Here is a 24,488-nt window from a genome sequence, read left to right as displayed (position 1 = left end):
GGAACCTTCCGCGGATACCTGGCGGTAGAGATGACGATTGCGGCCCCGAGGTACACGATGGGGAGCAGCGGCAAAGCCCTCTGCGACCGCCCCTGCCCACATTCGCCCTCCGACAGGTAAGGAACAGCGTGGCTTCCGGACCCGATCGCACCCCGATCATCATTGGCGGCCTTCCGAGTCAGGTTCCTGACTTCGATCCCGAGGAAACCCAGGAGTGGCTCGACTCACTCGACGCCGCCATCGACGAGCGCGGCCGGGAGCGTGCCCGCTACCTGATGCTGCGGCTGATCGAGCGGGCCCGGGCCCGGCGCGTGGCCGTGCCCGAGATGCGCAGCACGGACTACGTCAACACGATCGCGACGAAGAGCGAGCCGTTCTTCCCGGGCAACGAGGAGATCGAGCGCCGGATCCTCAACGCGACCCGCTGGAACGCCGCGGTGATGGTCTCCCGCGCCCAGCGTCCGGGCATCGGCGTCGGCGGCCACATCGCGACGTTCGCCTCCTCCGCCTCGCTCTACGACGTGGGTTTCAACCACTTCTTCCGGGGCAAGGACGACGGCCGCGGCGGCGACCAGGTCTTCTTCCAGGGCCACGCCTCCCCGGGCATCTACGCGCGCGCGTACCTGCTGGACCGGCTCTCCGAGCAGCACCTGGACGGCTTCCGCCAGGAGCACTCGAAGGCCCCCGACGGGCTGTCGTCGTACCCGCACCCGCGGTCGATGCCGGACTTCTGGGAGTTCCCGACGGTGTCGATGGGCCTGGGCCCGATCGGCGCGATCTACCAGGCGCGGATGAACCGGTACATGCACGCGCGCGGGATCGCCGACACCTCCGGCTCGCACGTGTGGGCCTTCCTCGGCGACGGCGAGATGGACGAGCCGGAGTCGCTGGGCCAGCTGACCATCGCCGCGCGCGAGGGTCTGGACAACCTGACCTTCGTCGTCAACTGCAACCTGCAGCGGCTCGACGGCCCGGTGCGCGGCAACGGCAAGATCATCCAGGAGCTGGAGTCGGTCTTCCGCGGCGCCGGCTGGAACGTGATCAAGCTGATCTGGGACCGCACCTGGGACCCGCTGCTCGCCCAGGACCGGGACGGCATCCTGGTCAACCGGATGAACACGACGCCGGACGGGCAGTTCCAGACGTACGCGACCGAGTCCGGCGGCTACATCCGCGAGCACTTCTTCGGCGACGACCACCGGCTGCGCGCGATGGTCGAGAACATGACCGACGACCAGATCCTGCACCTGGGCCGCGGCGGTCACGACCACCGCAAGATCTACGCCGCGTTCAAGGCGGCCAAGGAGCACGAGGGGCAGCCGACGGTCATCCTGGCCAAGACGGTCAAGGGCTGGACGCTCGGCCCGAACTTCGAGGGCCGCAACGCCACGCACCAGATGAAGAAGCTGACGGTCGACGACCTGAAGCACTTCCGCGACCGGCTGCACCTGCCGATCTCGGACAAGGAGCTGGAGAGCGGCCCGCCGCCGTACTACCACCCGGGCCGGGACACCGAGGAGATGCAGTACATGCACGACCGGCGCATGGGCCTGGGCGGCTACGTCCCGACCCGCGTCGTGCGCTCCCGGCCGCTCGCACTGCCCGACGACAAGACGTACGCGACGGTGAAGAAGGGGTCGGGTCAGCAGTCCATCGCCACCACGATGGCCTTCGTCCGGCTCCTGAAGGACCTCATGCGGGACAAGGAGATCGGCAGGAGGTTCGTGCTGATCGCGCCGGACGAGTACCGCACGTTCGGCATGGACTCGTTCTTCCCGAGTGCGAAGATCTACAATCCGCTCGGCCAGCAGTACGAGGCGGTGGACCGCGAGCTGCTGCTCGCCTACAAGGAGTCGCCGACCGGCCAGATGCTGCACGACGGCATCTCCGAGGCGGGCTGCACGGCGTCGCTGATCGCCGCCGGGTCGGCCTACGCCACGCACGGCGAGCCGCTGATCCCGGTCTACGTCTTCTACTCGATGTTCGGTTTCCAGCGCACCGGCGACCAGTTCTGGCAGATGGCCGACCAGCTGGCGCGCGGTTTCATCCTGGGCGCGACCGCCGGCCGTACGACGCTGACCGGCGAGGGCCTCCAGCACGCCGACGGCCACTCGCAGCTGCTGGCGTCGACCAACCCGGCGTGCGTCGCCTACGACCCCGCGTACGCCTACGAGATCGCGCACATCGTGCAGGACGGCCTGCGCCGGATGTACGGCGGCGACGACGAGCACCCGCACGGCGAGGACGTCTTCTACTACCTCACGGTCTACAACGAGCCCATCCAGCATCCGGCCGAGCCGGAGGACGTGGACGTCGAGGGCATCCTCAAGGGCGTCCACCGGCTCGGCGAGGGGCCGGGCGGCTCGATCCCGGCGCAGATCATCGCCTCCGGTGTCGCGGTGCCGTGGGCGGTCGAGGCGCAGCGGATGCTCGCCGAGGAGTGGGACGTGCGCGCCGCCGTCTGGTCGGCGACCTCCTGGAACGAGCTGCGCCGCGAGGCCGTCGAGGTGGAGCGGCACAACCTGCTGCACCCCGAGGAGGAGCAGCGGGTGCCGTACGTGACGCAGAAGCTCTCGGGGGCGCAGGGCCCGTTCGTGGCCGTGTCCGACTGGATGCGATCGGTTCCCGACCAGATCGCCCGGTGGGTGCCCGGCACCTACCAGTCCCTGGGCGCCGACGGGTTCGGCTTCGCGGACACCCGGGGCGCGGCCCGGCGCTTCTTCCACATCGACGCCCAGTCGATCGTGGTCGCCGTCCTCACCGAACTGGCCCGGGAGGGCAAGGTGGACCGGTCGGTGCTGAAGCAGGCCGTCGACCGCTACCAGCTCCTCGACGTGACGGCGGCGGACCCGGGCGCGGCGGGCGGCGACGCCTGAGTCCGGAGCGGGGGACACCGCGCCGGGCCGCGGGCCGTCCGCAGCGACGCGGTGGTGGCCTGCCGCGGCGGATCGCGCACCCCTGCGGGGCACGGCCGCGGCCCGCTGGAGCGGGCCCGGCGTGTGCGGATCCGGGCGTGACGCCCTGACCGCGCGCCACGTGCGCGGCGATGCGCCGGGGTGAGGGCGGTGGGCTCGCGGGCCCACCGCCCTTACCCGTTCTTTACGATGCGGGCATGAAGGAACTTTCGGCACAGGCCCGCTGGGAGACGCGCACCCAGCGGCCGCTGCTGGTGCTGGCCGTGCTGTTCGCCCTGGCGTACGCCGTGCCGATCGTGGACAGCGCGGCGAGCAGGTTGCTGACCGTCGCCTGCACGGCGACGGAGTGGGTGGTGTGGGGGGCGTTCGCCGCGGACTACGTGGTGCGGCTGTCGCTGACCCGGCGGCGAGGGGCGTTCGTGCGGACGCACTGGATGGACCTGTGCGCGGTGGTGCTGCCTCTCCTCCAGCCGCTGCGGCTGCTGAGGCTGGTGGCGACGCTGATGCTGGTGGGGCGGCGGGCACGGATGGCCTCGCAGATCCGGCTGACCACGTATGTCGCCGGATCGGTCGTCGGCCTGCTGATGTTCGGGTCGCTGGCCGTGCTGTCGGTGGAGCGGGACTCGCCGAACGGGAACATCCGGACACTGGGTGACGCCGTGTGGTGGTCGTTCACGACGATGACGACCGTCGGCTACGGGGATCACGCGCCGACGACCGGGCTGGGGCGGGTGCTGGCCGTGGGGCTGATGCTGTCCGGGATCGCCCTGCTGGGTGTGGTGACGGCGAACATCGCGGCGTGGTTCATCGCGCGGTTCGAGAAGGACGACGTGGAGGAGCGGCGCCAGACACAGGCGATCGAGGCGCTGACGGAGGAGGTGCGGGCCCTGCGGGCCGAGGTCGCGGCACTGTCCGGTGCGGTGGCCGTGCCGGAGCCGGCCGGGGAGGACCGGGTCCTCTGAGGGGCGCCCGCGCGCTCCCCGCCCGCAGGCCGCCGCCGGCTCCCCCGGTCCTGCGACCGGTACCCGACGGCGGGTGCCCGGTGGGCGCGGATCGCGCCCACCCGTGACACGGCCCGGGGGCCTCGGCGCGCTGTCCCCCTCCGGCAGCGCGCCGAGGCCCGGGCGCCCTCCGCGACGCACGGCGGCCGCAGGGCCACGAGCCGCACGGAACCTGCCGTACGGAACGCGCTGTACGGAATGTGCCCGAGGAACATTCCGTACCGGAGGACTTGACCCACTGTGACGCGCGCGCCGTTCCGGAGGGGAGGGATCTTGAGCGTTGTCACCCTGATGGGGGAATTGCGTTGACGGCGCGTCAGCCGTGCGTGACGCGGACCGCTCGTCAGATGTGCGCCGCGCCCGAGCCCGCCTCCGCGTTCTCGCCCCGCTTCGTCAGGAAGGCGACCAGCACCGCGACGGCCGCCACGCCCGCGGCGACCAGCGACGCCAGGCTCATGCCGGAGATGAACGTGCCGTGCGCCACGTCCGCGATCTTCGCGGCGATCTCCGGTGGCGTGCCCGGGGCCACCGGAGCGGCGCCCTGCTGCACGAACTGGGCGGCCTGGTCCAGCTGGGTCGGGGTGAGCGTGGGCAGACCCGCGCCGGCCCAGTTGCCCGGCAGGTCGCTGTCGACCTTGGAGGCCATCACGGCGCCCAGCACGGCCGTGCCGAGACTGCCGCCGATCTGCATCGCGGCCTGCTGCAGGCCGCCGGCGACACCGGAGAGCTCCATGGGCGCGTTGCCGACGATGACCTCCGTGGCCCCGACCATGACCGGCGCGAGGCCGAGGCCCAGCAGGGCGAACCAGAGCGACATCACGCCGCTGCCGGTGTCCGTCTCCAGCGTGGACATGCCGTACATGGCGATCGCGGTGGCGGCCATGCCGCTCGCGAGCGGGATACGCGGGCCCAGCTTGGTGATCAGCGCACCCGCGAGCGGGGAACCGACGATCATCATGCCGGTGAGCGGCAGCAGGTGCAGGCCGGCGTCGATCGGGCTCATGCCGTGCACGTTCTGCAGGTAGAACGTCACGAAGAACAGGCCGCCCATGAAGGCGATGGCCATGAGCACCATCAGGACGACGCCCGCCGAGAGCGGGACCGAGCGGAAGAGGGTCAGCGGGACGAGGGGTTCCGCGACCTTCGTCTCCCACAGGGCGAACAGGCCGAAGCCCACCACCGAGGCCGCGACGAACAGCCAGGTCCGGCCGGCCCCCCAGCCCCAGTCGGGAGCCTTGATCAGCGCCCAGACCAGGCAGAACATCGCCGCCGAGAGCAGGGCGATGCCGAGCAGGTCGAAGGAGCGCGGAGCGTTCTCGGCGCGGTGGTCGAGCAGGATGACGACGCCGAGGAGCAGGGCGAGGACACCGACCGGCACGTTGATGAAGAACACCGACTGCCAGTTGACGTGCTCGACCAGGACGCCGCCGAGGATCGGACCGCCGGCGGTGGAGGCGCCGATGACCATGCCCCAGATGCCGATGGCCATGTTGAGCTTCTCGGCGGGGAAGGTGGCCCGCAGCAGCCCGAGCGCGGCCGGCATCAGCAGCGCGCCGAACAGGCCCTGGAAGACGCGGAAGGTGATGACCGCCCCGATGCTGTGGGACAGGCCTATGGCGCCGGAGGAGGCGGCGAAGCCGACCACGCCGACGAGGAAGGTCTGGCGGTGGCCGAAGCGGTCACCGAGCTTGCCCGCGGTGATCAGGGAGACGGCGAGGGCGAGGAAGTAGGCGTTGGTGATCCACTGCACCTGGGCCCAGCTCGCCCCGAGGTCCTTGGCGATGGCGGGGTTGGCGATGGCGACGATGGTGCCGTCGAGGGCCACCATCATGACCCCGACAGCGACCGTGATGAGGGTGAACCAGGGGTGCCCGCGCAGGCCGGAGGCCGGCGGCTGCTCCGAGGAGGCCGAGGGCGCCTTGCCGCCCGGGCCCGTCGTGCCGACGGTGGTCTGACTAGTCATGTGTTCGAGATTAGTGACAGTGGCTGACAATTGACAAAGCAATTCTCAAGTCAGTAACTGACACACATGGAAACACTGCGCGAACGCAAGAAGCAGCGAACCCGGGACGCACTGCTGCACGCCGCCCTGGAGCTGTTCACCACCCGCGGCTACGAGGCGACGACCGTCGACGACGTCGCCGCCGCCGTCGATGTCTCCCAGCGCACCTTCTTCCGCTACTTCGCCAGCAAGGAGGAGGTCGCCTTCGTCGTGCAGCACATGACCGAGGCGGCCTTCGTGGAGGGCGTGCGGGCGCGCCCGGCGCACGAGGCGCCGATGGAGGCGCTGCGGCAGGCCGTCGTGGACGGGTGGGACCGGCTGCACGAAGCGGTCTCTGCCGTCGTGCCCGTCGAGCTGTACCTGCGCATGTACCAGCTGATCGAGTCCACGCCCGTGCTGCTCGCGGCGCACCTGCGGCGCTCGATGGAGGTGGAGGAGAAGATCGCGCGCATCCTCGCCGAGCGCGAGGGGGTCGACGTGGACACCGACCCCCGTCCCCGGCTGGTGGTCGCCGTCTTCGCCGGGGTGATCCGGGTGACCGAGCGGCAGTGGAGCACGGGCGAGGACTTCAGCCTGGAGGCGATCCGCGAGCTCACCGCCCGGTACCTCGATCAGGTGGGACCGGCGCTCGCCGGCGACTGGCGCGCCCCCTGAGGTCGTCCCGCACGGCGACCGCGCAGACCGAAACGTGATACCTGTCACTCGGTTAACGCGAGACCCTCCCGTTCTCCTAGTGTGTCCTCCCAGTGACTTCCTTCGACACCTCCCCGCAACTCGGCGTCGGGCGCGCTCTGCTCGCGCTGGCCGTGGTGTTCGTGATGCTGGCGACCTCCGGGTGGACGGCCGTGCGCCACCACCGGGAACCCTCCGCGCTCAAGGCCTCGCTCACCGCCTGGCAGCACGGCAGCATGCACGGACGGCCGCTGCCGGACCCGCACTCCGGCCCGTCCCGCCTGGCACGCTTCTTCGCCTCGCTCACCACCGAGGAGCGCAGCGGACTCGCCCGGCACTACCCCCTCGCGGTGGGCAACATGAACGGCGCCCCCGTCGAACTGCGCTACCGCGCCAACCGGATCGCGCTGGGCCGGGCGCGGGACGCGGAGCGCGTACGGACGCACGACTCCCGGCTCACCCCGACCGGGCAGCGCGAGGCGGGCCGCCGGATGCACCGCTTCGAGTCGCTGCGCGACTCCGGCCGCCAGATCCTCGCCTTCGACCCGGAGGGCTCCGGCCGCGTCGCCGAGGTCTTCGGCGACCTCGACGCGGCCGAGCGGATCTCGGTGATCGTCCCCGGCGTCGACACCGACCTGCTCACCTTCCAGCGCACCAACCGCCGTTACTCGGCACCGGTCGGCATGGCCGAGTCGCTGTACGCCGCCGAGCACGCGGCGAACCCGGTGGCGCGCACGGCCGTGATCGCCTGGGCCGACTACACCGCACCGGCCGGGCTCGGCATCGACTCGGCCACCGCGAAGCGCGCCGAGGACGGCGCCGTCCGGCTCAACGCCCTGCTGCGCGCGCTGCCCGGCAGCGCGCCGCTGTCGATGTTCTGCCACAGCTACGGGTCGGTGCTCTGCGGGGTCGCCGCCCGGGGCATGCCCGCCCGGGTCGCCGACATAGCGGTGGCCGCCAGCCCCGGCATGCGGGCCGCGACGGCCGCCCACCTGGGCACCGACGCTCGCGTGTGGGCGATGCGGGACGCCACCGACTGGGTGCAGGACGTGCCGCATCTGGAGTTCGGCGGGCTCGGCCACGGCGAGGACCCGGTGTCGGCGGCGTTCGGCGCGCGGGTGCTGTCGGCGCGGGACGCCGAGGGGCACAGCGGCTACTTCGAACCGGGCACGGACAGCCTGCGCAACCTGGCCGACATCGGGGTGGGCGCCTACGACGCGGTGCGGTGCGCACACGACGATGACAGGTGCCGAGCGGATCTGACCGGCACCTCGACGGCCGAACGCGCGTAGAGACAGCAGGAACTGCGGCCTGCACGGGGTGGCGACTCGGAAGGGGGTGCCGCATACGATGAGCCGCATGGGTGACGTACTGGCCGGATTTCATGCCGCCTGGGAGTTCGAGTCCGACTCCGTGCTCATCCGCTACGAACGGGGGATTCGAACACCCAGACTGTTCCAGGCGCTGGGCGAGCGGCGGGTGCCGCTGGCCGCCCTCGAAGCGGTGACGCTCGCTGCGGGCAGGCGCGGCACCGTCGTGCTGCATGCCCGTCCGCGGCCGGGGGCCGACCCGCTGATGGAGGCGGCCGACGGCCAGCTGAAGGAGGGCTGCGACCCCTACCGGCTGGTCCTGCCCGCCGAGCGGGAGACCCTCGCCGAGTACTACGCCGACGAGTTGCGCGGCCGGCTGGGCGAGGCCGGTCCGGCGGAGAGGTTCCTGGTGGACCCGCCCGAGGCACCGCAGTCGTTCAAGGCGTACGACGGGAAGGCGTCCTTCGACGGCACGACCGTCCGCTTCCGCTGGTCCTGGACGGGCGCCTCCTCGGCGAAGTGGAAGGCGGGCGACCAGAGTTTCCCGGTGACCGGGCTCAGCGGGGTGGAATGGCGTTCGCCCGAGGCCTTCGAGGGGCACCTGCGGCTGCGGCCGCGCGACACCACCGAGCAGTCCGCGCGACCGGCGCAGCCGGACCAGGACCCGGCCGCCGTCGTCTTCGGGCTGGGGTACGGGCCGGTGCACGAGTCGCTGCCGTTCGCCGCGGCCGTGCTGGCGGCCGTGCGCGCGTGCGGGCCGGTACCCGCGGTGACCGCGCCGCGGCGGGACCCGGCCGAGATCGCGGAGCGGATCCGCCATCTCGGGGAACTGCACCGGGCGGGCCTGGTGACGGACGAGGAGTTCCTGGCGAAGAAGGCCGAGCTGCTGGCCGAGCTCTGAGGAGCACTCGCACGCCCGGGGCGCGGTGCCGTCAGCCCGTCCCCTCCGCCGTGCGGGAGCGGTCGGCGTCCGTGTAGAAGCCGATCTTCCGGTCGAGCACCGCCAGGGTGTCCCGGAGTTCGGCGATCCGGGCCACGACGTCCCGCCGGGTCGCCTCCAGCAGTTCCCGCCGCTCGGCGTAGGTCGTGTCGCCCTCGCGCACCAGCTGCGCGTAGCGCACCATGTCCGCGACGGGCATGCCGGTGAGCCGTAGCTTGCCGACGAGGTCGAGCCAGTCCAGATCGCGGTTGGTGTAGCGGCGCTGGCCGGTGTGCGAGCGGTCGATGTGGTCCATCAGGCCGATCCGCTCGTACCAGCGCAGGGTGTGCGCCGTCAGTCCCGTGAAGGCGGCGACCTCGCTGATCGTGTAGCGGTCCTGGCCGTCGGGCCGGGGGTGGCCCGGCGGCGGAGCGGCGCAGACGTCGCTCCCGGTGGCTGTCTCCTCGGTCTGCTGCGGGGCCGTGGCCGTGGGCTGCGTCACCGTCATGACCTCCACGCTATGGCCTTGGAGCGCACTCGAAGCAAGCGGGTTCGATCGGAATTCGGCGGGCGGACACCTGCCGTACCCGATCGTCCGCGGGCCCCTCGGGGAGGCCCAGCGCCGGGAGCGCTTAGGCTCGAACCATGTCGCTCAAGAGCCTCGCGTCGATCGAGAACTGGCCGGTTACCTCCGCCGCGGCGGGTGTCGTAGGGGCCGACGGGACGGTCCGGGGCGTGCGCGGTCCCGTCGGACAGCGGTTCGCCCTGGCCTCGGTCACCAAGCCGCTCGCGGCCTACGCCGTCCTCGTGGCGTACGAGGAGGGTGCGATCGACCTGGACGAGCCGGCCGGGCCCCCCGGGGCGACGGTGCGCCATCTGCTGGCGCACACCTCCGGGCTCGCCTTCGACGAACACCGGGTGATGTCCGCCCCCGGCGAGCGGCGGCTGTACTCCAACGCCGGGTTCGAGCAGCTCGGCGACCACGTCACCAAGGCCACCGACATCCCCTTCGCCGAGTACCTGCGGCAGGCGGTGCTGGAGCCGCTGGGGATGGTGCACACGTCCCTGGACGGCTCCCCCGCCAAGGACGGGGTGTCGACGGCCGAGGACCTGCTGCGGTTCGCCGCGGAGGTGCAGGCGCCCCGGCTGCTGGACCCGCGGACCGTGGCCGAGGCGATGACCGTGCAGTACCCCGGGACGAAGGGGGTCCTGCCGGGCTACGGCCACCAGAACCCCAACGACTGGGGGCTCGGCTTCGAGATCCGGGACTCCAAGGCACCGCACTGGACGGGTGCCTCGTCCTCGCCCCGCACCTTCGGGCACTTCGGCCAGGCGGGCACCTTCCTGTGGATCGACCCCGACGCGGGCGCGGCCTGCGTGGCACTGACCGACCGCCCCTTCGGGCCGTGGGCGATCGAGGCGTGGCCGGTGTTCACGGAAGCGGTGCTGGCGGAGCTCCACCGCTGAGCCTCCGCCGGAAGTGCAGCGGCAGGACGTCTTTCGACCACAGCCCCCTCGTGGCCGGGCGCGCGGTTCCCCGCGCGCCTTCGGGGGCGCCGCCGCACCGCGGTCGCCCGGCCTGCCGAGGGCGCGACACGCCGGGCCGGTCCGGGCACGTCACCCGCGTCGGGAAGCCGGCCTCCCGCCGGGCCCGGCCGCCATCTCCCACAGCAGCACCTCCGCACCGCCCGCGCCCGCGACCAGCTCCGCGTCCCGGGCGTCGGTGATCCGCGCCGCGTCGCCCGGCCCCAGCTCCCGTTGCGCGAGCAGCACCGCGCCGCGCACCACGTGGACGTAGACGTACGCCGCGTCCGGCACCGCCACCCGCTCCCCCGCGGCCGGCCGGCGCACGTGCAGCACGGCACCCGCCTCCGGTACGTCGTAGGGGGTGGAGTCGGCGATGCCGTGCACCACCTCGTGGAACGGATCTCCGCCCGGTTCCGCGGGCGCCAGCCACATCTGCACGAAGACCAGGGGCGCGCCGCCGTCGTTGCGCTCCACGTGCCGCACACCCGACGCCGCGCTCAGCCGCTGCACGTCCCCGGCCCGCACCGTGCTCGCGCGGCCGGTGGAGTCGCGGTGGGTCAGCTCGCCCTCGACCACCCAGGTGACGATCTCGGTGTGACTGTGCGGGTGCTCGTCGAACCCGGCACCGGGCGCCAGGCGCTCCTCGTTGCAGGCGATCAGCGCGCCGAAGCCGAGATTGTCGGGGTCGTAGTGCGGGCCGAAGGAGAAGGCGTGCCGCGTCTCGATCCCGGCCGCCGGATCCCCGCCCGGATAGCGCTCCTCGGCGCGCCGCACGTCCACCGTCACGGCCCCCACCCTACGGGCTCCCCGCCGGTCGGGGCCCGTGGCCCCGGGCCGTCCGCGCGGCGCCGGCCGGGGTGTCCCGGGGCCGGCGCACCGGCGAGGCGGCCGACCCAGCAAAGGCCGCCGAACCATCCAAACTAGTCTTGTCCCGTGCCCGAACCCGAAACACGCCAGACCGGCGCCGCAGCGCACGCCGTCCACCCGCACGCCGCGACGCTGAAACGGCTGGAGAGGTCCTCCGGAAGCCTCGCCGCGCAGGCGATCGCGCGGATGGACGAGACGCTGCCGTGGTACCGGGCCATGCCCCCGGAGAACCGCTCCTGGATCGGGCTGGTGGCACAGGCCGGTATCGCGGCCTTCACCGAGTGGTTCCGGCACCCGGACGCCCCGCAGGCGATCTCCACCGACGTCTTCGGCACCGCGCCGCGCGAGCTGACCCGCGCGATCACGCTCCGGCAGACCGTGGAGATGGTGCGCACCACCATCGAGGTCATGGAGTCGGCGATCGACGAGGTCGCCGCGCCCGGCGACGAGAGCGTGCTGCGCGAGGCGCTGCTGGTGTACGCCCGCGAGATCGCCTTCGCCACCGCCCAGGTCTACGCGCAGGCCGCCGAGGCACGCGGTGCCTGGGACGCGCGGCTGGAGTCGCTGGTGGTCAACGCGGTGCTGTCCGGGGAGGCCGACGAGGGCGCCGTCAGCCGGGCCGCCGCGCTCGGCTGGAACACGCCCGAGCACGTGTGCGTGGTGCTGGGCACCGCTCCGGACGGGGACAGCGAGCTGACCGTCGAGGCGATCCGGCGGGCCGCCCGGCACGCCAAGCTCCAGGTCCTCACCGGGGTGCTCGGCAGCCGGCTCGTCGTCATCGCGGGCGGCAGCGACAATCCGCTCGCCGTGGCCCGGTCCCTGATCGGGCCGTACGCGGCCGGGCCGGTCGTCGCCGGGCCCGTGGTGCCCGACCTGCTGGCCGCGACGCGGTCCGCGCAGGCCGCCGCGGCGGGGCTGAAGGCGTGCTCGGCGTGGCAGGACGCCCCGCGGCCGGTTCTGGCGGACGATCTCCTGCCGGAGCGCGCCATCGCCGGGGATCCGAGCGCACGCGAGCAGTTGGTGGAGGAGATCTACAGACCGCTGGAGGAGGCCGGTTCGGCGCTGCTGGAGACCCTCAGCGTCTACCTGGAGCAGGCGAGCAGCCTGGAGGGGGCGGCCCGGATGCTGTTCGTCCACCCCAACACCGTCCGCTACCGGCTCAGACGTGTGACCGACGTCACCGGATGGTCGCCGTCCGATGTACGCTCCGCGTTCACCCTGCGCATCGCGCTGATCCTCGGGCGTCTGGTGGATGGAGATCCCCAGACCTAGTCTTTGTCGGGGGCCCACAAAACCCCCTCGTGTTCTTCGTCCTTGTCCCCACGGGCGGCCGTGCCCGTACCCAAGAGAGAGTGTGAGAGTGCTCGTACTCGTCGCTCCCGGCCAGGGCGCTCAGACGCCCGGCTTCCTGACCCCTTGGCTCGACCTCCCCGGTGCCGCCGACCGCGTCGCCGCGTGGTCGGACGCCATCGGGCTGGACCTTGCCCACTACGGCACGCAGGCCGACGCCGAGGAGATCCGCGACACCGCCGTCGCGCAGCCGCTGCTGGTCGCCGCCGGGCTCCTGTCGGCCGCGGCACTCGGTGACATCACCCCGGGCGCCGTCGCCGGACACAGCGTCGGCGAGTTCACCGCCGCCGCCTTCGCGGGCGTCCTCGACGACACCACCGCGCTGACCCTGGTCCGCAAGCGGGGCCTGGCGATGGCCGAGGCCGCCGCGATCACCGCGACCGGCATGTCGGCGCTGCTCGGCGGCGACCCGGACACGACCGTCCCGCACCTGGAGAAGCTGGGCCTGACCCCGGCGAACGTCAACGGCGCGGGCCAGATCGTCGCGGCGGGCACCCTGGAGCAGCTGGCCGCGCTGGAGGCGGACAAGCCCGAGGGCGTGCGCCGGGTGGTCGCGCTGAAGGTGGCCGGCGCCTTCCACACCCACCACATGGCGCCCGCGGTCGACAAGCTGGCGAAGGCGGCCGAGGAGTTCGCACCGGCCGACCCCGCCGTCGCCTACGTCTCGAACAAGGACGGCCGGACCGTCGCCACGGGCGACGAGGTCGTCGCCCGCCTGGTCGGCCAGGTCGCCAACCCGGTCCGCTGGGACCTGTGCATGGAGACCTTCCAGGAGCTCGGCGTCACCGCCCTGGTCGAGGTGTGCCCGGGCGGCACCCTCACCGGGATCGCCAAGCGTGCCCTGCCCGGCGTCAAGACGCTGGCCCTGAAGACACCCGACGACCTCGACGCGGCCCGCGAGCTCATCGCAGAGCACGCCTGAGAGCCCCAAGGAGCCGATTCGAACATGGCGAAGATCAAGGCCAGTAAGGGCGCCCCGTACGCGCGCATCCTCGGTGTGGGCGGCTACCGCCCCACCCGGGTGGTGCCGAACGAGGTGATCCTGGAGAAGATCGACTCGTCCGACGAGTGGATCCGTTCGCGCTCCGGCATCCAGACCCGGCACTGGGCCGGCGAGGACGAGACCGTCGCCGCGATGTCGGTCGAGGCGTCCGGCAAGGCGATCGCCGACGCCGGGATCTCCGCCGAGCAGATCGGCGCCGTGATCGTCTCGACGGTCACGCACTTCAAGCAGACCCCGGCGGTCGCCACCGAGATCGCCGACAAGCTGGGCACGGACAGGGCCGCGGCCTTCGACATCTCGGCGGGCTGCGCCGGCTTCGGCTACGGCGTCACCCTCGCCAAGGGCATGATCGTCGAGGGGTCGGCGGAGTACGTCCTGGTCATCGGCGTGGAGCGGCTGAGCGACCTGACCGACCTGGAGGACCGCGCGACGGCCTTCCTGTTCGGTGACGGCGCCGGCGCGGTCGTGATCGGTCCCTCCCCGGAGCCGGCCATCGGCCCGACCGTGTGGGGTTCCGAGGGCGACAAGTCGGAGACCATCAAGCAGACCGTGCCGTGGACGGACTTCCGCGACGGCGCGATCGAGCGCTTCCCCGCCATCACCCAGGAGGGCCAGGCGGTCTTCCGCTGGGCCGTGTTCGAGATGGCGAAGGTCGCCCAGCAGGCGCTGGACGCGGCCGGGATCAGCGCGAGCGAGCTCGACGTCTTCATTCCGCACCAGGCCAACGAGCGGATCATCGACTCGATGGTGAAGACTCTCAAGCTGCCGGAGTCCGTCACGGTCGCCCGCGACGTACGCACCACCGGCAACACCTCGGCCGCCTCGATTCCGCTCGCGATGGAGCGGCTCCTGGCGACCGGCGAGGCGAAGAGCGGCGACACCGCACTCGTCATCGGATTCGGGGCGGGTCTCGTGTACGCCGCGACGGTCGTTACCCTCCCCTAGGCACCCCGTGCCGGATCATTCGGTCCGATACGGGCAACGCCCTCCCGCCGCCGCGGCGGCGGGCGCCACACCCTCTAGGAACACCAACGAAGGAGCGCCGACATGGCCGCCACTCAGGAAGAGATCGTCGCCGGTCTCGCCGAGATCGTGAACGAGATCGCCGGGATCCCGGTTGAGGACGTCCAGCTGGACAAGTCCTTCACCGACGACCTGGACGTCGACTCGCTGTCCATGGTCGAGGTCGTCGTCGCCGCCGAAGAGCGCTTCGACGTCAAGATCCCGGACGACGACGTCAAGAACCTCAAGACCGTCGGTGACGCGACCGACTACATCCTCAAGCACCAGGCCTGAGTCACTGCTCCGGCCGGGTAGCCCCGGCCCCGCCACCCGGCGGTGGCGCCGCTCGATCCTCTGATCCGTTGGAGAAAGATTTCCCGTGAGCCCGACCAATCGCACCGTGGTCGTCACCGGTATCGGCGCAACCACACCGCTGGGTGGCGACGCAGCCTCGACCTGGGAAGGCCTGGTCGCCGGTCGTTCCGGCGTCGGCCCGCTCGAACAGGAGTGGGCGGCCGAGCTGCCGGTCCGCATCGCCGCGCAGATCGCCGTCGACCCGAGTGAGATCATTCCTCGCCCGCAGGCCCGCAAGCTGGACCGCTCGGCGCAGTTCGCGCTGATCGCGGCTCAGGAGGCCTGGAAGGACGCCGGTTTCACCGCCAGGGCCGGCGAGGACCCGCAGGTCGACCCGCACCGCCTCGGCGCGGTCGTCGCCTCCGGTATCGGCGGCGTGACCACCCTCCTCGACCAGTACGACATCCTGCGCGACAAGGGTGTCCGCCGGGTCTCCCCGCACACCGTGCCGATGCTGATGCCCAACTCCCCGGCGGCCAACGTCGGTATCGAGCTGGGTGCCCAGGCCGGCGTGCACACCCCCGTCTCGGCGTGCGCATCCGGCGCCGAGGCCATCGGCTACGCGATCGAGATGATCCGCACCGGCCGCGCCGACGTCGTCGTCGCCGGCGGCACCGAGGCGGCGATCCACCCGCTGCCCATCGCCGCGTTCGGCAACATGATGGCGATGTCCAAGAGCAACGACGACCCGCAGGGCGCCTCACGCCCCTTCGACGTCGACCGCAACGGCTTCGTCCTCGGCGAGGGCGCCGGCGTGATCGTCCTGGAGTCGGAGGAGCACGCCCGGGCCCGCGGCGCCCGCATCTACGTGGAGGCCGTCGGCCAGGGCATCTCCGCCGACGCCCACCACATCACCCAGCCCGAGCCCTCGGGCACGGGCATCGCGGCGGCCCTGCAGAACCTGCTCGAGGCCACCGACCTGGACCCGGCCGAGGTCGTGCACGTCAACGCGCACGCGACGTCGACCCCGCAGGGCGACATCGGTGAGATCAAGGCGCTGCGGAAGGCCTTCGGCGACGACGTCGACCACATGGCGATCTCCGCGACCAAGTCGATGACCGGTCACCTGCTGGGTGGCGCGGGCGGCGTGGAGACGGTCGCCTCGGTGCTGGCCCTGTACCACCGGGTGGCTCCGCCGACCATCAACGTCGACAACCTCGACCCCGAGGTCAACGCGGACATCGTCCGGGGCGAGGCGCGGAAGCTGCCCGTCGAGGGCCGCATCGCCGCGCTCAACGACTCCTTCGGGTTCGGCGGCCACAACGTGGTGCTCGCGTTCCGGACGGTCTGACGCTCCGCAGCGTGCGCGAAGGCCCGGCCTCCGAGAGGAGACCGGGCCTTCGGCGTGTCGTGCGCGGCGCCGTTCGGTGTGTCGGGCCTGCGCACGCGGTGCGGCGTGTACGGGCCTCGGCGGTGTACGGCGCGGGGCCCGTGGAGGAGGGGCGGGGGCTGCGAGGGGTGCGGGACACCGCGTGGGGAGGTGAGGGCGCCGCCCGCCCGGGCAGGCGGCGGGCAGGCGGAACAGCCGTCCGCGGCGCGCAGGTGCCGGTGCCGCCTGCGGGGTGGTCACGCGGGTGCCCCGCGCCTCGCCCCGGCGGGAGTCAGACCACCTGGTGCAACCAGCGCACGGGCGCGCCCTCCCCGGCGTACCGGAAGGGCTCCAGTTCGTCGTCCCAGGGCTTGCCGAGCAGCTTGGAGATCTCGGCCTCCAGGTCGGTCTCCCCGCGCCGGCTGCGCAGCAGGGCCGCACGCAGCCGGTCCTCCGGGATGAGAATGTCGCCGTGGATGCCGGTGACGGCGTGGAAGATCCCGAGGTCGGGGGTGCAGCTGTAGCGCTCGCCCTCGGCGGTGGCGCACGGCTCGGCAGTGACCTCGAAGCGCAGCAGGTGCCAGCCGCGCAGCGCGGAGGCCAGTTTGGACGCCGTGCCGGGCTCGCCCTGCCAGGAGAACTCCGAGCGCCAGGTGCCGGGCGCGGCGGGCTGCCGGATCCAGTCGAGGTTGACGCGCGTGCCGAGCACCCCGGCGACGGCCCACTCGACGTGCGGGCACAGCGCGCGCGGCGCGGAGTGCACGTACAGAACTCCACGTGTCGTCACCGGGACCTCCGGGCAGGCGGGTCGTCTTGCAGGGCGGGCACAGCGGCGGCGGCAGGGCTGCCACGTTGAGGGCGAGGCTACCGTGCGGCGGCGCAAGGAGTGTGACGTACCGTCGGTCCCGGGGCCCGGAAACACCCGCCATTCACCCGGGGGGACGCTTGTACGGGTGTGAGCCGTTGCACGGCACCGACCGGGAACGCCCGGGCGTTGTCATGCTGGGGGAAGCTCTGCCGTCGGGACCGAGGGGATCAGCCGGGGATGCGGAAGCGAAGCCAGCGCGGGCGTGCCGTGGCGGCCGTCGTGGCGGCCGTCGTGCTGGGTGCCGCCGGGTGCGACGGGATCGGTGGCGACTCTCCGGGCGCCTCCGGCGGGCAGAGGAGAGCCACGCCTTCGCCGACGCCGTCCTGGAACCGCAGCCCGGACTCGCTCGCGGCCGTCGGCGACTCCATCACACGCGGCTTCGACGCCTGCTCGGTGCTGTCGGACTGCCCGGAGGTGTCCTGGGCGACCGGCAGCAGCACGGCCGTCGACTCCCTCGCCGTGCGGCTGCTGGGTCGAGCGCGGGCGGCCAGCCACAGCTGGAACTACGCGGTGACGGGTGCCCGGATGGCGGATCTGCCGGATCAGATGGCGCAGGCGGCGGCCCGGAAGCCGGAGTTGGTGACGGTGCTGGCGGGCGCCAACGACGCGTGCCGGCGGACGACGTCGCGGATGACGTCCGTGGCGGACTTCCGCAGCCAGTTCGAGGAGGCACTGCGCACCCTGCGGGCCCGGGCGCCCGAGGCGCAGGTGTACGTCGCGAGTGTGCCGGACCTGAAGCGGCTGTGGTCGCTGGGCCGTACCGACCCGCTGGGCAAGCAGGTGTGGAAGCTCGGCATCTGCCCGTCCATGCTGGGCGACGCGGACGCCCTGGACACAGCGGCCGACCAGCGGCGCAACGCGGTGCACGAACGGGTGGAGGCGTACAACGAGGTGCTGAAGGAGGTGTGCGCCGAGGACCGCCACTGCCGCTACGACGGCGGCGCCGTCCACGACTACCGTTTCGGCGCGGACCAGTTGAGCCACTGGGACTGGTTCCATCCCAGCAGGGAGGGGCAGGCCCGGCTGGCGGAGATCGCCTACCGCACCGTCACCGCCGAGAAGCCCGTGACCTAGTGTTTTCCGCATGAGCGAACTGTTCGGCACGCTTTCCGACGGAAGTCCGGTGCACCGCTGGACGCTGGAGCGCGCGGGCGTCCGTGTGCGGGTCCTGTCGTACGGCGGGATCGTGCAGTCGGTCCAGGTCCCGGACCGGGAGGGGCGTGCCGGGGAGGTCGTGCTGGGATTCCCCGGCCTCGCCGGCTACCTGGCCCGTCCCGAGCCGTATCTCGGCGCGCTGGTCGGCCGGTACGCCAACCGGATCGCGGGCGCCCGCTTCACCCTGGACGGGCGGACGTACGCGCTCACTCCCAACGAGGGCGCCCACTCGCTGCACGGAGGCGTGGGAGGCTTCGACAAGCGCGTGTGGGACGTCGAGCCGGTGGGCCACGGCCTGCGCCTGACCCGGATCTCCCCGCACGGCGAGGAGGGCTTCCCGGGCCGCCTGGAGGTCACGGCCACGTACACCCTGGACGAGGAAGGTGCGCTGCACGTCGCGTACGAGGCGGTCACGGATGCGCCGACCGTGGTGAATCTGACGAACCACAGCTATTTCGACCTGTCCGGCTCCGGCCGCGCCGCCACCGGGCACGAGTTGCGTCTGGCGGCCTCCCGCTACACGCCGGTCGGCCCGGACCTGATCCCCACGGGGGAACTCGCGGACGTGTCCGGCACCCGCTTCGACTTCCGTACGACCCGCCGTGCGGACTCCGGCTACGACCACAACTTCGTGCTGGACAAGGGCGTCACCGCGGCCCCCGTCGAGGTGGCCGAACTGCACGACCCCGTCTCCGGGCGGGTGCTGACGGTGGCGACGACCGAGCCGGGTCTCCAGCTGTACACCGCCGACCACTTGGGCGAGCCGTTCGCGCCGGGGCAGGGCGTCGCGCTGGAGACGCAGCACTTCCCCGACTCCCCGAACCGGCCCGGTTTCCCGAGCACGGTGCTCCGGCCGGGCGGGACGTACCGTTCGGAGACGGTCTACCGGTTCGGGGCGCGCTGAGGCCTGGCACGGCCCCCGGGCTCCGGACGCTCCGCCGTCGGAGGTCGGTGCCCTTCTCCGGTCGCGGCAGCGGAGAGCGGGCGTGCGCTCACGAGCCCCGGTCCGGAGGTCAGGTTCCGGACCGGGGCTGCCCGAGGGGGGAACCTGTCCCGGATCAGACGTTAACGGCCGCGGTGAGCCTGCGGTCGGCGATCGAGCGCCCCACCTGGATCTCGTACGAACCCTTCACAAACGTCCAGGCGCCGGCCGTCTCGTCCCAGATCTCGAAGGCGCGGCGCGGGAGTTCCACGACGACCTCGGCGCTCTCTCCCGGCGCCGCCTCGACGCCCGCGAACCCGGCCAGCCGGCGTACCGGACGGGTGTCGTCGGGCGCGGTGGGCGCGAGGTACACCTGCACGACCTCGCGTCCGGTGCGCGTGCCGGAGTTGCGCAGGCGGATCCTCACCGTGGTGCCCCGCGCCTCGACGGACTCGTACGTCCAGTCGGTGTAGCCGAGTCCGTGGCCGAAGGGGTAGGACGGGGTGCGGCCCTGCCGCTCCCAGGCGCGGTAGCCGATGAAGACGCCTTCGTCGTAGTGGAGCCGGCCGTCCGCCGGGGCGACCCGGGTGACGGGGGCGTCGGCCAGTGAGCCCCAGGTGGTGGGGAGCCGGCCGCCCGGTTCGCAGGCCCCGGTCAGGACGTCGGCGAGGGCCGCGCCGGCCTCCTGGCCGGGGAACCAGGTGAGCAGCACGGCGGCGGCGTCGTCCCGCCAGGGCAGTTCGACCGGGGAGCCGGAGTTGACGACCACGACGGTTCGGGGGTTGGCGACGGCGACCGCGCGCACCAGGTCGTCCTGACGGCCGGGCAGGCGCAGGTCGGTGCGGTCGAATCCCTCGGACTCGACACGCTCGGTGGTGGCGACCACGACGACGGCGGTGTCGGCGGCGCGGGCGGCCTCGACCGCCTCGGCGATCAACTCGTCAGCGTCGCGCTGCGGTTCCTGGTGGGCGAGGGCGAAGGCGACGACCTCGATGGGGACCTCCGCCGGGAGGTCGTGGACGTGGGCGAGGGAGACCTCGACCGGTTCGCCGGCGGCCAGTTCGACCCGGGCGCGGGCGACCGGGGCACCGAAGAACGCCTCGAAGGGGTCGCCGTCGTCGGCGGGGAGCTGGACACCGTCGTAGTGCGTCGTGCCGGCGACGGTCAGGGTGAAGGCTCCGGCGCCCTTGATGCCGAAGGTGTGCAAACCGGTCGCGCGGGGCGTGAAGGTGCCGGTCAGCTCGACGGTGTGGAGGGCGGCGCCGGTGACGCCCTCGGGCAGGTCGGTGCCCGTCCACTGGATCTGCCCGCTCGGGGCGGAGCGGGCACCGACGACGTCGCCGCCGGCGTCCCGGCAGACCGCGCGCAGCTCGAAACCGTACTGGGCGACGGCGAGTTCGGGGGCGGGGTCGGCGCCGACGCAGTAGCTGAGGCTGCCCTCGGGCAGGGCCGCGGTGAGGCCGTCGAGCGGGGAGACGACACGGGAGGGGAAGACGGTGGCGGAGCCGCCGCCGAGGACGCGGGCGTCACGGGCGGCGGCTCCGATCAGCGCGACCGTGCCGGGCCTGAGCGGGAGGGCGCCGCTTTCGTTGCGCAGCAGGACGAAGGAGCGGCGGGCGATCTCGCGGGCGAGCGCGGGGCCGTCGACGAGTGCGGGCGGCTCGGCGACGGCCGGTGCGGCGCCTTCCAGGACGCCGACGCGGGCGGCGAGCCGCAGGACGTTGCGCACGGCCTCGTCGACGGTGCTCTCCTGGACGAGGCCGTCCCGGACGGCCCGGGCGAGCGCCTCACCGTAGACGGTCCGCGGCCCCGGCATGGCGATGTCGAGGCCGCCCTCGACGGCACCGACGGTGGAGCGGGCGGCCGTCCAGTCGGAGACGTTGCAGCCGTCGAAGCCCCATTCTCCGCGCAGCACCTCGTTCACCAGATGGTGGTGCTCGGTCATGGTCGTGCCGTTGACGGTGTTGTAGGCGGTCATGACACCCCACGGGCGGGCGTGCTCGACGATGGCCTCGAAGGGAGCCAGGTAGATCTCGCGCAGCGCACGTTCGCCCACCCGGTTGTCGACCGTGAATCGGTCGGTCTCGGCGTCGTTGGCGACGAAGTGCTTCATGGTGGCGCCGATGCCGCCGGACTGCACACCCCGCACGTAGCCGGCGCCGATGGCACCGGTCAGGTACGGGTCCTCGCTGTAGGCCTCGAAGTGACGTCCGCCGAGCGGGGAGCGGTGGAGGTTGACGGTGGGGGCGAGGAGCACGTGGACGCCCTTGCGCCGGGCCTCCTGGGCGAGCAGGACACCGGCGCGGTGGGCGAGCGCGGGATCCCAGGTCGCGGCGAGCGCGGTCGGGGAGGGCAGGGCGATGGAGGGGTCGTCGGCGGACCAGCGCGCGCCCCGGACGCCGATCGGGCCGTCGGACATCACGAGGGACCGCAGGCCGATCTCCGGCAGGGCGGGCAGGGACCAGACGTCCTGCCCGGCCAGGAGCCGGGTCTTGGTGTCCAGGTCGAGCGCGCCCAGGGCGGATGCGACGGCTGCCTCGCGGTCCCCGTCGGCAGGGGTGGGCCGGGTCTCCGGCATGGCGGTGCCTCCTCGGTGACGTCCGTGCGGTCCCCCATCGTGCACCCGTCGCCTGTGACTCGGTAGGTTTTGTCATCTTCCCGTTATATGACGAGGGGTCGTATGGCGTACGGTGACCGCATGAGCGCACGGGTCAGGAGCGCGGAGCGACGCGCGGAGATCGTCCGGGCCGCCCTGGAGGTGATCGCCGAGCGCGGCTACCGGGGTGCGAGCCTGGCCGCGGTGGCCGAACGGGTGGGACTGACCCAGCAGGGGCTGCTGCACCACTTCCCGACCAAGGAGGCGCTGCTGGTCGCCGTGCTCAAGGAGCGCGACCAGTGGGACGCGGTGCCGGACAGCCGGTGGCGGGTCGACCTGCTGACCTCCCTCGTCGAGTACAACGCGATGCGGCCCGCCATCATCCAGACGTTCTCGGCGCTGCTCGGCGAGAGTGTCACGGAGGGACACCCGGCCCGCGAGTACTTCACCGATCGCTACCGCAGGGTGCGGGACACCATGGCGGGCGTCCTGCGTTCCGCGTACGGCGACCGGCTGCCCAACGGGCTGTCCCCCGAGCGCACGGCTCCGCTGCTGGTGGCGGTGATGGACGGGCTCCAGTACCAGTGGCTGCTGGACCCGGAGTCGGTGGACATGCCGGCAGCGTTCCGGGACTTCCTGCTGCTGCTGGGCGAGCACGTCGACCAGCGGGGTTGCTGAGCGGCCGAGCAACCGCGTTCGCGGTCAGCCGCGTCTTCCGGTCAGCCGCTTTGCGGTCAGCCGCGTTTCCGGTCGACCGAGCAGGGTGGGACGGCGGGCGGAGGTCACTGGCGCCAGGCGGCCGCCAGCGTCTTGGTCGCGAGGCAGACGAGGGCGAAGGCGACCGCCCAGCCGACGGCTCCGGCGGCGGCCAGCGCGACCGCGCCCGCCCCGAACCACAGCACCTCGAAGCCGGTGCGGGCCGCTCCCCGGGTGCGGTACGGCGCCTTGGGCGAGCCGAACAACCCCCACAGCACGATCAGTGCGGCAGGGGCGGCGAGCCCGAGCAGCCAGGCGAGCCCGGCGGGGACGTCGAGGGTCACACCCCAGTAGGCGGCGGCTGCGACGGCGCCGAGCTCGACGAGGAACAGGACCCCCAGGTTGACTGCTCTGACTGCCTTCATGATCCGCAGTATCACCCGCCGGCCGGTGCCGCGACCACCTCGATCTCGATCTGTGCCTCCGACCGGAACAGCCGCGGCACCTCGACGGTCAAGCTCGTGGGCGGAGTACCGGTGAGGAACTCCCCCCGAACGGCGGCGTATTCGGCGAGTCCCGAGATGTCGGTGAGGTAGGTGCGGATGTTGATCACGTCGCCCAGGCCAGCGCCGTGGGCCCCGAGCAGCGCCTCCAGCGCCTCGAAGACACCGCGGCTCTGCTCGGCGAGCGTGGCGCCCTCGGCTGTTTGTCCGGAGACGAACAACAGGGCGCTGCCGTCGGCCTGTTCGACCCGGGCGACCTGGGAGTAGTAGGGGCTCAGCGGCTGGGGGGCGCGGGCGGGACTGTCGAGGGTGATCTTCATAGCGTGCTCCTCGGGCGGTACGGATCCGGGCGGCGGGCAGGCCGATGTCGGCATGGGCGATGTGGCGGGCGAGGGCCGGACGACCGTACGGGGCCGGTCCGACACCACTGCGGCGGGCGCACGTTCACTCACGCCGACCGCACTCGCCGGGTTCCTCCCGGCGGGGTCGGCGGCGCCGCGTCTCCTCCCCGGTCACGACGCTAGGCCGCCCCTTGCCCCGCGACAAGCGAATGTCCAGCATGGCTGCCATGCGTGATGAGCATGATGACGGGCAGGCGGGCGTACCCGGCCTGTCCACGGTCTGGCTGCGGGTCTTCCTGGAGGTCGCCCGGCACGGGTCGTTCACGGTGGCGGCGCGCGTGCTGGGCTGGACCCAGTCCGCGGTCTCCCGGCAGATCTCCTCCCTGGAGTCGGCGCTGGGCGGCTCCCCTCTCTTCGACCGGCTGCCGCGCGGCGTACGGCTCACCGACGCCGGGCGGGTGCTCCTCCCGCACGCCGAGGCCGTCACCGGCTCACTGCACACCGCCGCCCGCGAACTGGCGGACCTGCGTGAGGCGTCCGGCGGGCGGCTGCGCTTCGGCGCCTTCGCCACCGCCGACGCCGCCCTCGTACCGCAGGCCCTGGCCGCCTTCCGCGCCCGCCACTCCCGTGTCCGCGTCCACCGCGAGGAGGGTCTCTCGCCCGAGCTGCTGGACCGGCTGGCCGTGGGGCGGCTGGACCTGGCGGTCGTCTCCACGACGGGCGGTGCCCGGCTGGACCCCTACGAGCTGCACCATCTCCTCGACGAACCGCTGTACGTCGCCGTCCCCGCCGGCCATCCCCTGACCGGTACGACGGGGCCGGTGGAACTGGCGCGGTTCGCGGACGCCGAGTGGGTCTCCGGCAGCCGCCGCCCGGAGGGCACCCTCCTCGACGCCGCGCTCCGTGCCGGATTCCGGCCGCGGATCGCGCATGTGGTGGCCGAGTGGACCGCCAAGCAGGGCTACGTCGCCGCGGGGCTCGGCGTGGCGCTGGTCCCGGCGCTCGCCGCCGCGTCCGTACGGACGGACGTGGCGCTGCTGCGGGTGCGCGACGCGGGGGCGCCGGCCCGCGCGGTGTACGCGGCGGCGGCACGCGGCCGGTCGCTCACACCCGTGGCGCGGGCGTTCGTCGCGGCGTTGCGGGAGTCGGCCGCGACGCTGCCCGCCTGAGCGGGCT

At 72.7% G+C, this 24,488-nt stretch carries 22 protein-coding genes; 15 read left to right on the top strand and 7 right to left on the bottom strand.

All coding sequences use genetic code 11. From position 1 onward, the window contains the following. Positions 1-128 precede the first annotated feature (128 nt). Both aceE and JS756_RS11890 read left to right on the top strand, forming a co-directional pair. A complete protein-coding gene (aceE, locus tag JS756_RS11895) occupies positions 129-2,876 on the top strand; it encodes a pyruvate dehydrogenase (acetyl-transferring), homodimeric type (RefSeq protein WP_205383014.1) in 2,748 nt (915 codons plus the stop codon). Positions 2,877-3,112: 236 nt separating this feature from the next. Further along, positions 3,113-3,877: a potassium channel family protein gene (locus tag JS756_RS11890; RefSeq protein ID WP_205383013.1), complete on the top strand. Its 765-nt coding sequence runs from the start codon at positions 3,113-3,115 to the stop codon at positions 3,875-3,877. A gap of 382 nt (positions 3,878-4,259) precedes the next feature. On the opposite strand, the gene JS756_RS11885 is transcribed toward JS756_RS11890, so the two are convergent. Continuing rightward, positions 4,260-5,879 carry an MFS transporter gene (locus tag JS756_RS11885; RefSeq protein ID WP_205383012.1) on the bottom strand — a complete coding sequence of 540 codons (1,620 nt, stop codon included), beginning with the start codon at positions 5,877-5,879 and terminating at the stop codon, positions 4,260-4,262. A 66-nt stretch (positions 5,880-5,945) separates the two neighbouring features. On the opposite strand from JS756_RS11885, the gene JS756_RS11880 reads away from it, so the two are divergent. From JS756_RS11880 to JS756_RS11870, 3 genes are all read left to right on the top strand, one after another. Then, complete coding sequence (locus JS756_RS11880; RefSeq protein WP_205383011.1) at positions 5,946-6,572, top strand: TetR family transcriptional regulator; 627 nt, start codon at positions 5,946-5,948, stop codon at positions 6,570-6,572. A gap of 92 nt (positions 6,573-6,664) precedes the next feature. Further along, complete coding sequence (locus JS756_RS11875; RefSeq protein WP_205383010.1) at positions 6,665-7,882, top strand: alpha/beta hydrolase; 1,218 nt, start codon at positions 6,665-6,667, stop codon at positions 7,880-7,882. A gap of 67 nt (positions 7,883-7,949) precedes the next feature. Continuing rightward, complete coding sequence (locus tag JS756_RS11870; protein ID WP_205383009.1) at positions 7,950-8,801, top strand: DUF4429 domain-containing protein; 852 nt, start codon at positions 7,950-7,952, stop codon at positions 8,799-8,801. Between the two features lie 31 nt (positions 8,802-8,832). Here the strand turns inward: JS756_RS11870 and JS756_RS11865 are convergent, their stop codons facing one another. Next, complete coding sequence (locus tag JS756_RS11865; protein ID WP_205383008.1) at positions 8,833-9,327, bottom strand: MerR family transcriptional regulator; 495 nt, start codon at positions 9,325-9,327, stop codon at positions 8,833-8,835. Between the two features lie 137 nt (positions 9,328-9,464). Here JS756_RS11865 and JS756_RS11860 point away from each other — a divergent pair, with 137 nt between their 5' ends. Continuing rightward, positions 9,465-10,286 carry a serine hydrolase domain-containing protein gene (locus JS756_RS11860; RefSeq protein ID WP_205383007.1) on the top strand — a complete coding sequence of 274 codons (822 nt, stop codon included), beginning with the start codon at positions 9,465-9,467 and terminating at the stop codon, positions 10,284-10,286. A gap of 150 nt (positions 10,287-10,436) precedes the next feature. Here JS756_RS11860 and JS756_RS11855 read toward each other — a convergent pair whose 3' ends face one another. Next, positions 10,437-11,126, bottom strand: a complete 690-nt coding sequence (locus tag JS756_RS11855; RefSeq protein WP_307790541.1) for a pirin family protein — start codon at positions 11,124-11,126, stop codon at positions 10,437-10,439. Between the two features lie 153 nt (positions 11,127-11,279). Between JS756_RS11855 and fasR the strand changes: the two genes are divergently transcribed. From fasR to fabF, 5 genes are all read left to right on the top strand, one after another. After that, positions 11,280-12,485: a fatty acid biosynthesis transcriptional regulator FasR gene (gene fasR, locus JS756_RS11850; RefSeq protein ID WP_205383005.1), complete on the top strand. Its 1,206-nt coding sequence runs from the start codon at positions 11,280-11,282 to the stop codon at positions 12,483-12,485. Between the two features lie 88 nt (positions 12,486-12,573). Further along, positions 12,574-13,485 carry an ACP S-malonyltransferase gene (locus JS756_RS11845; protein ID WP_205383004.1) on the top strand — a complete coding sequence of 304 codons (912 nt, stop codon included), beginning with the start codon at positions 12,574-12,576 and terminating at the stop codon, positions 13,483-13,485. A gap of 24 nt (positions 13,486-13,509) precedes the next feature. Next, positions 13,510-14,511 carry a ketoacyl-ACP synthase III gene (locus tag JS756_RS11840; RefSeq protein ID WP_205383003.1) on the top strand — a complete coding sequence of 334 codons (1,002 nt, stop codon included), beginning with the start codon at positions 13,510-13,512 and terminating at the stop codon, positions 14,509-14,511. A gap of 102 nt (positions 14,512-14,613) precedes the next feature. Next, a complete protein-coding gene (locus JS756_RS11835) occupies positions 14,614-14,862 on the top strand; it encodes an acyl carrier protein (protein WP_004931691.1) in 249 nt (82 codons plus the stop codon). Between the two features lie 85 nt (positions 14,863-14,947). Then, complete coding sequence (gene fabF / locus JS756_RS11830) at positions 14,948-16,213, top strand: beta-ketoacyl-ACP synthase II (RefSeq protein ID WP_205383002.1); 1,266 nt, start codon at positions 14,948-14,950, stop codon at positions 16,211-16,213. A 310-nt stretch (positions 16,214-16,523) separates the two neighbouring features. On the opposite strand, the gene JS756_RS11825 is transcribed toward fabF, so the two are convergent. Further along, positions 16,524-17,018: a DUF3145 domain-containing protein gene (locus tag JS756_RS11825; protein WP_205383001.1), complete on the bottom strand. Its 495-nt coding sequence runs from the start codon at positions 17,016-17,018 to the stop codon at positions 16,524-16,526. A 258-nt stretch (positions 17,019-17,276) separates the two neighbouring features. On the opposite strand from JS756_RS11825, the gene JS756_RS11820 reads away from it, so the two are divergent. Continuing rightward, on the top strand, positions 17,277-18,173 hold the full coding sequence (locus tag JS756_RS11820; protein ID WP_205383000.1) for an SGNH/GDSL hydrolase family protein: 897 nt from the start codon (positions 17,277-17,279) through the stop codon (positions 18,171-18,173). A gap of 10 nt (positions 18,174-18,183) precedes the next feature. After that, a complete protein-coding gene (locus tag JS756_RS11815) occupies positions 18,184-19,158 on the top strand; it encodes an aldose epimerase family protein (RefSeq protein ID WP_205382999.1) in 975 nt (324 codons plus the stop codon). A 154-nt stretch (positions 19,159-19,312) separates the two neighbouring features. On the opposite strand, the gene JS756_RS11810 is transcribed toward JS756_RS11815, so the two are convergent. After that, a complete protein-coding gene (locus JS756_RS11810; protein ID WP_205382998.1) occupies positions 19,313-21,754 on the bottom strand; it encodes a beta-glucosidase family protein in 2,442 nt (813 codons plus the stop codon). 102 nt (positions 21,755-21,856) lie between these two features. Here JS756_RS11810 and JS756_RS11805 point away from each other — a divergent pair, with 102 nt between their 5' ends. Further along, complete coding sequence (locus tag JS756_RS11805) at positions 21,857-22,450, top strand: TetR/AcrR family transcriptional regulator (RefSeq protein ID WP_205382997.1); 594 nt, start codon at positions 21,857-21,859, stop codon at positions 22,448-22,450. 104 nt (positions 22,451-22,554) lie between these two features. Here the strand turns inward: JS756_RS11805 and JS756_RS11800 are convergent, their stop codons facing one another. Next, a complete protein-coding gene (locus tag JS756_RS11800) occupies positions 22,555-22,893 on the bottom strand; it encodes a YrdB family protein (protein WP_205382996.1) in 339 nt (112 codons plus the stop codon). Positions 22,894-22,904: 11 nt separating this feature from the next. Next, entirely contained in the window at positions 22,905-23,291 is a 387-nt protein-coding gene (locus JS756_RS11795; protein ID WP_205382995.1) for a RidA family protein, read from the bottom strand. Between the two features lie 239 nt (positions 23,292-23,530). Between JS756_RS11795 and JS756_RS11790 the strand changes: the two genes are divergently transcribed. Further along, positions 23,531-24,481 (top strand): LysR family transcriptional regulator, encoded by a 951-nt coding sequence (locus JS756_RS11790; protein WP_438817302.1) that lies wholly within the window; start codon positions 23,531-23,533, stop codon positions 24,479-24,481. Positions 24,482-24,488: the final 7 nt, after the last annotated feature.

Source organism: Streptomyces actuosus (assembly GCF_016921115.1).
In the GTDB taxonomy this organism is placed as follows: Bacteria; Actinomycetota; Actinomycetes; order Streptomycetales; family Streptomycetaceae; genus Streptomyces; species Streptomyces actuosus_A.
This window is presented reverse-complemented; position numbering and strand designations above follow the sequence as displayed.

Bases quoted from the DNA above. Each gene is read 5' to 3' on its own strand.
- JS756_RS11840 (WP_205383003.1), top strand. From the start codon at position 13,510: ATGGCGAAGATCAAGGCCAGTAAGGGCGCCCCGTACGCGCGCATCCTC.
- JS756_RS11820 (WP_205383000.1), top strand. From the start codon at position 17,277: ATGCGGAAGCGAAGCCAGCGCGGGCGTGCCGTGGCGGCCGTCGTGGCG.
- JS756_RS11790 (WP_438817302.1), top strand. From the start codon at position 23,531: ATGGCTGCCATGCGTGATGAGCATGATGACGGGCAGGCGGGCGTACCC.
- JS756_RS11860 (WP_205383007.1), top strand. From the start codon at position 9,465: ATGTCGCTCAAGAGCCTCGCGTCGATCGAGAACTGGCCGGTTACCTCC.
- JS756_RS11815 (WP_205382999.1), top strand. From the start codon at position 18,184: ATGAGCGAACTGTTCGGCACGCTTTCCGACGGAAGTCCGGTGCACCGC.
- JS756_RS11805 (WP_205382997.1), top strand. From the start codon at position 21,857: ATGGCGTACGGTGACCGCATGAGCGCACGGGTCAGGAGCGCGGAGCGA.
- JS756_RS11870 (WP_205383009.1), top strand. From the start codon at position 7,950: ATGGGTGACGTACTGGCCGGATTTCATGCCGCCTGGGAGTTCGAGTCC.
- JS756_RS11885 (WP_205383012.1), bottom strand. From the start codon at position 5,879: ATGACTAGTCAGACCACCGTCGGCACGACGGGCCCGGGCGGCAAGGCG.
- JS756_RS11810 (WP_205382998.1), bottom strand. From the start codon at position 21,754: ATGCCGGAGACCCGGCCCACCCCTGCCGACGGGGACCGCGAGGCAGCC.
- JS756_RS11795 (WP_205382995.1), bottom strand. From the start codon at position 23,291: ATGAAGATCACCCTCGACAGTCCCGCCCGCGCCCCCCAGCCGCTGAGC.
- JS756_RS11800 (WP_205382996.1), bottom strand. From the start codon at position 22,893: ATGAAGGCAGTCAGAGCAGTCAACCTGGGGGTCCTGTTCCTCGTCGAG.
- JS756_RS11880 (WP_205383011.1), top strand. From the start codon at position 5,946: ATGGAAACACTGCGCGAACGCAAGAAGCAGCGAACCCGGGACGCACTG.
- JS756_RS11865 (WP_205383008.1), bottom strand. From the start codon at position 9,327: ATGACGGTGACGCAGCCCACGGCCACGGCCCCGCAGCAGACCGAGGAG.
- JS756_RS11835 (WP_004931691.1), top strand. From the start codon at position 14,614: ATGGCCGCCACTCAGGAAGAGATCGTCGCCGGTCTCGCCGAGATCGTG.
- JS756_RS11890 (WP_205383013.1), top strand. From the start codon at position 3,113: ATGAAGGAACTTTCGGCACAGGCCCGCTGGGAGACGCGCACCCAGCGG.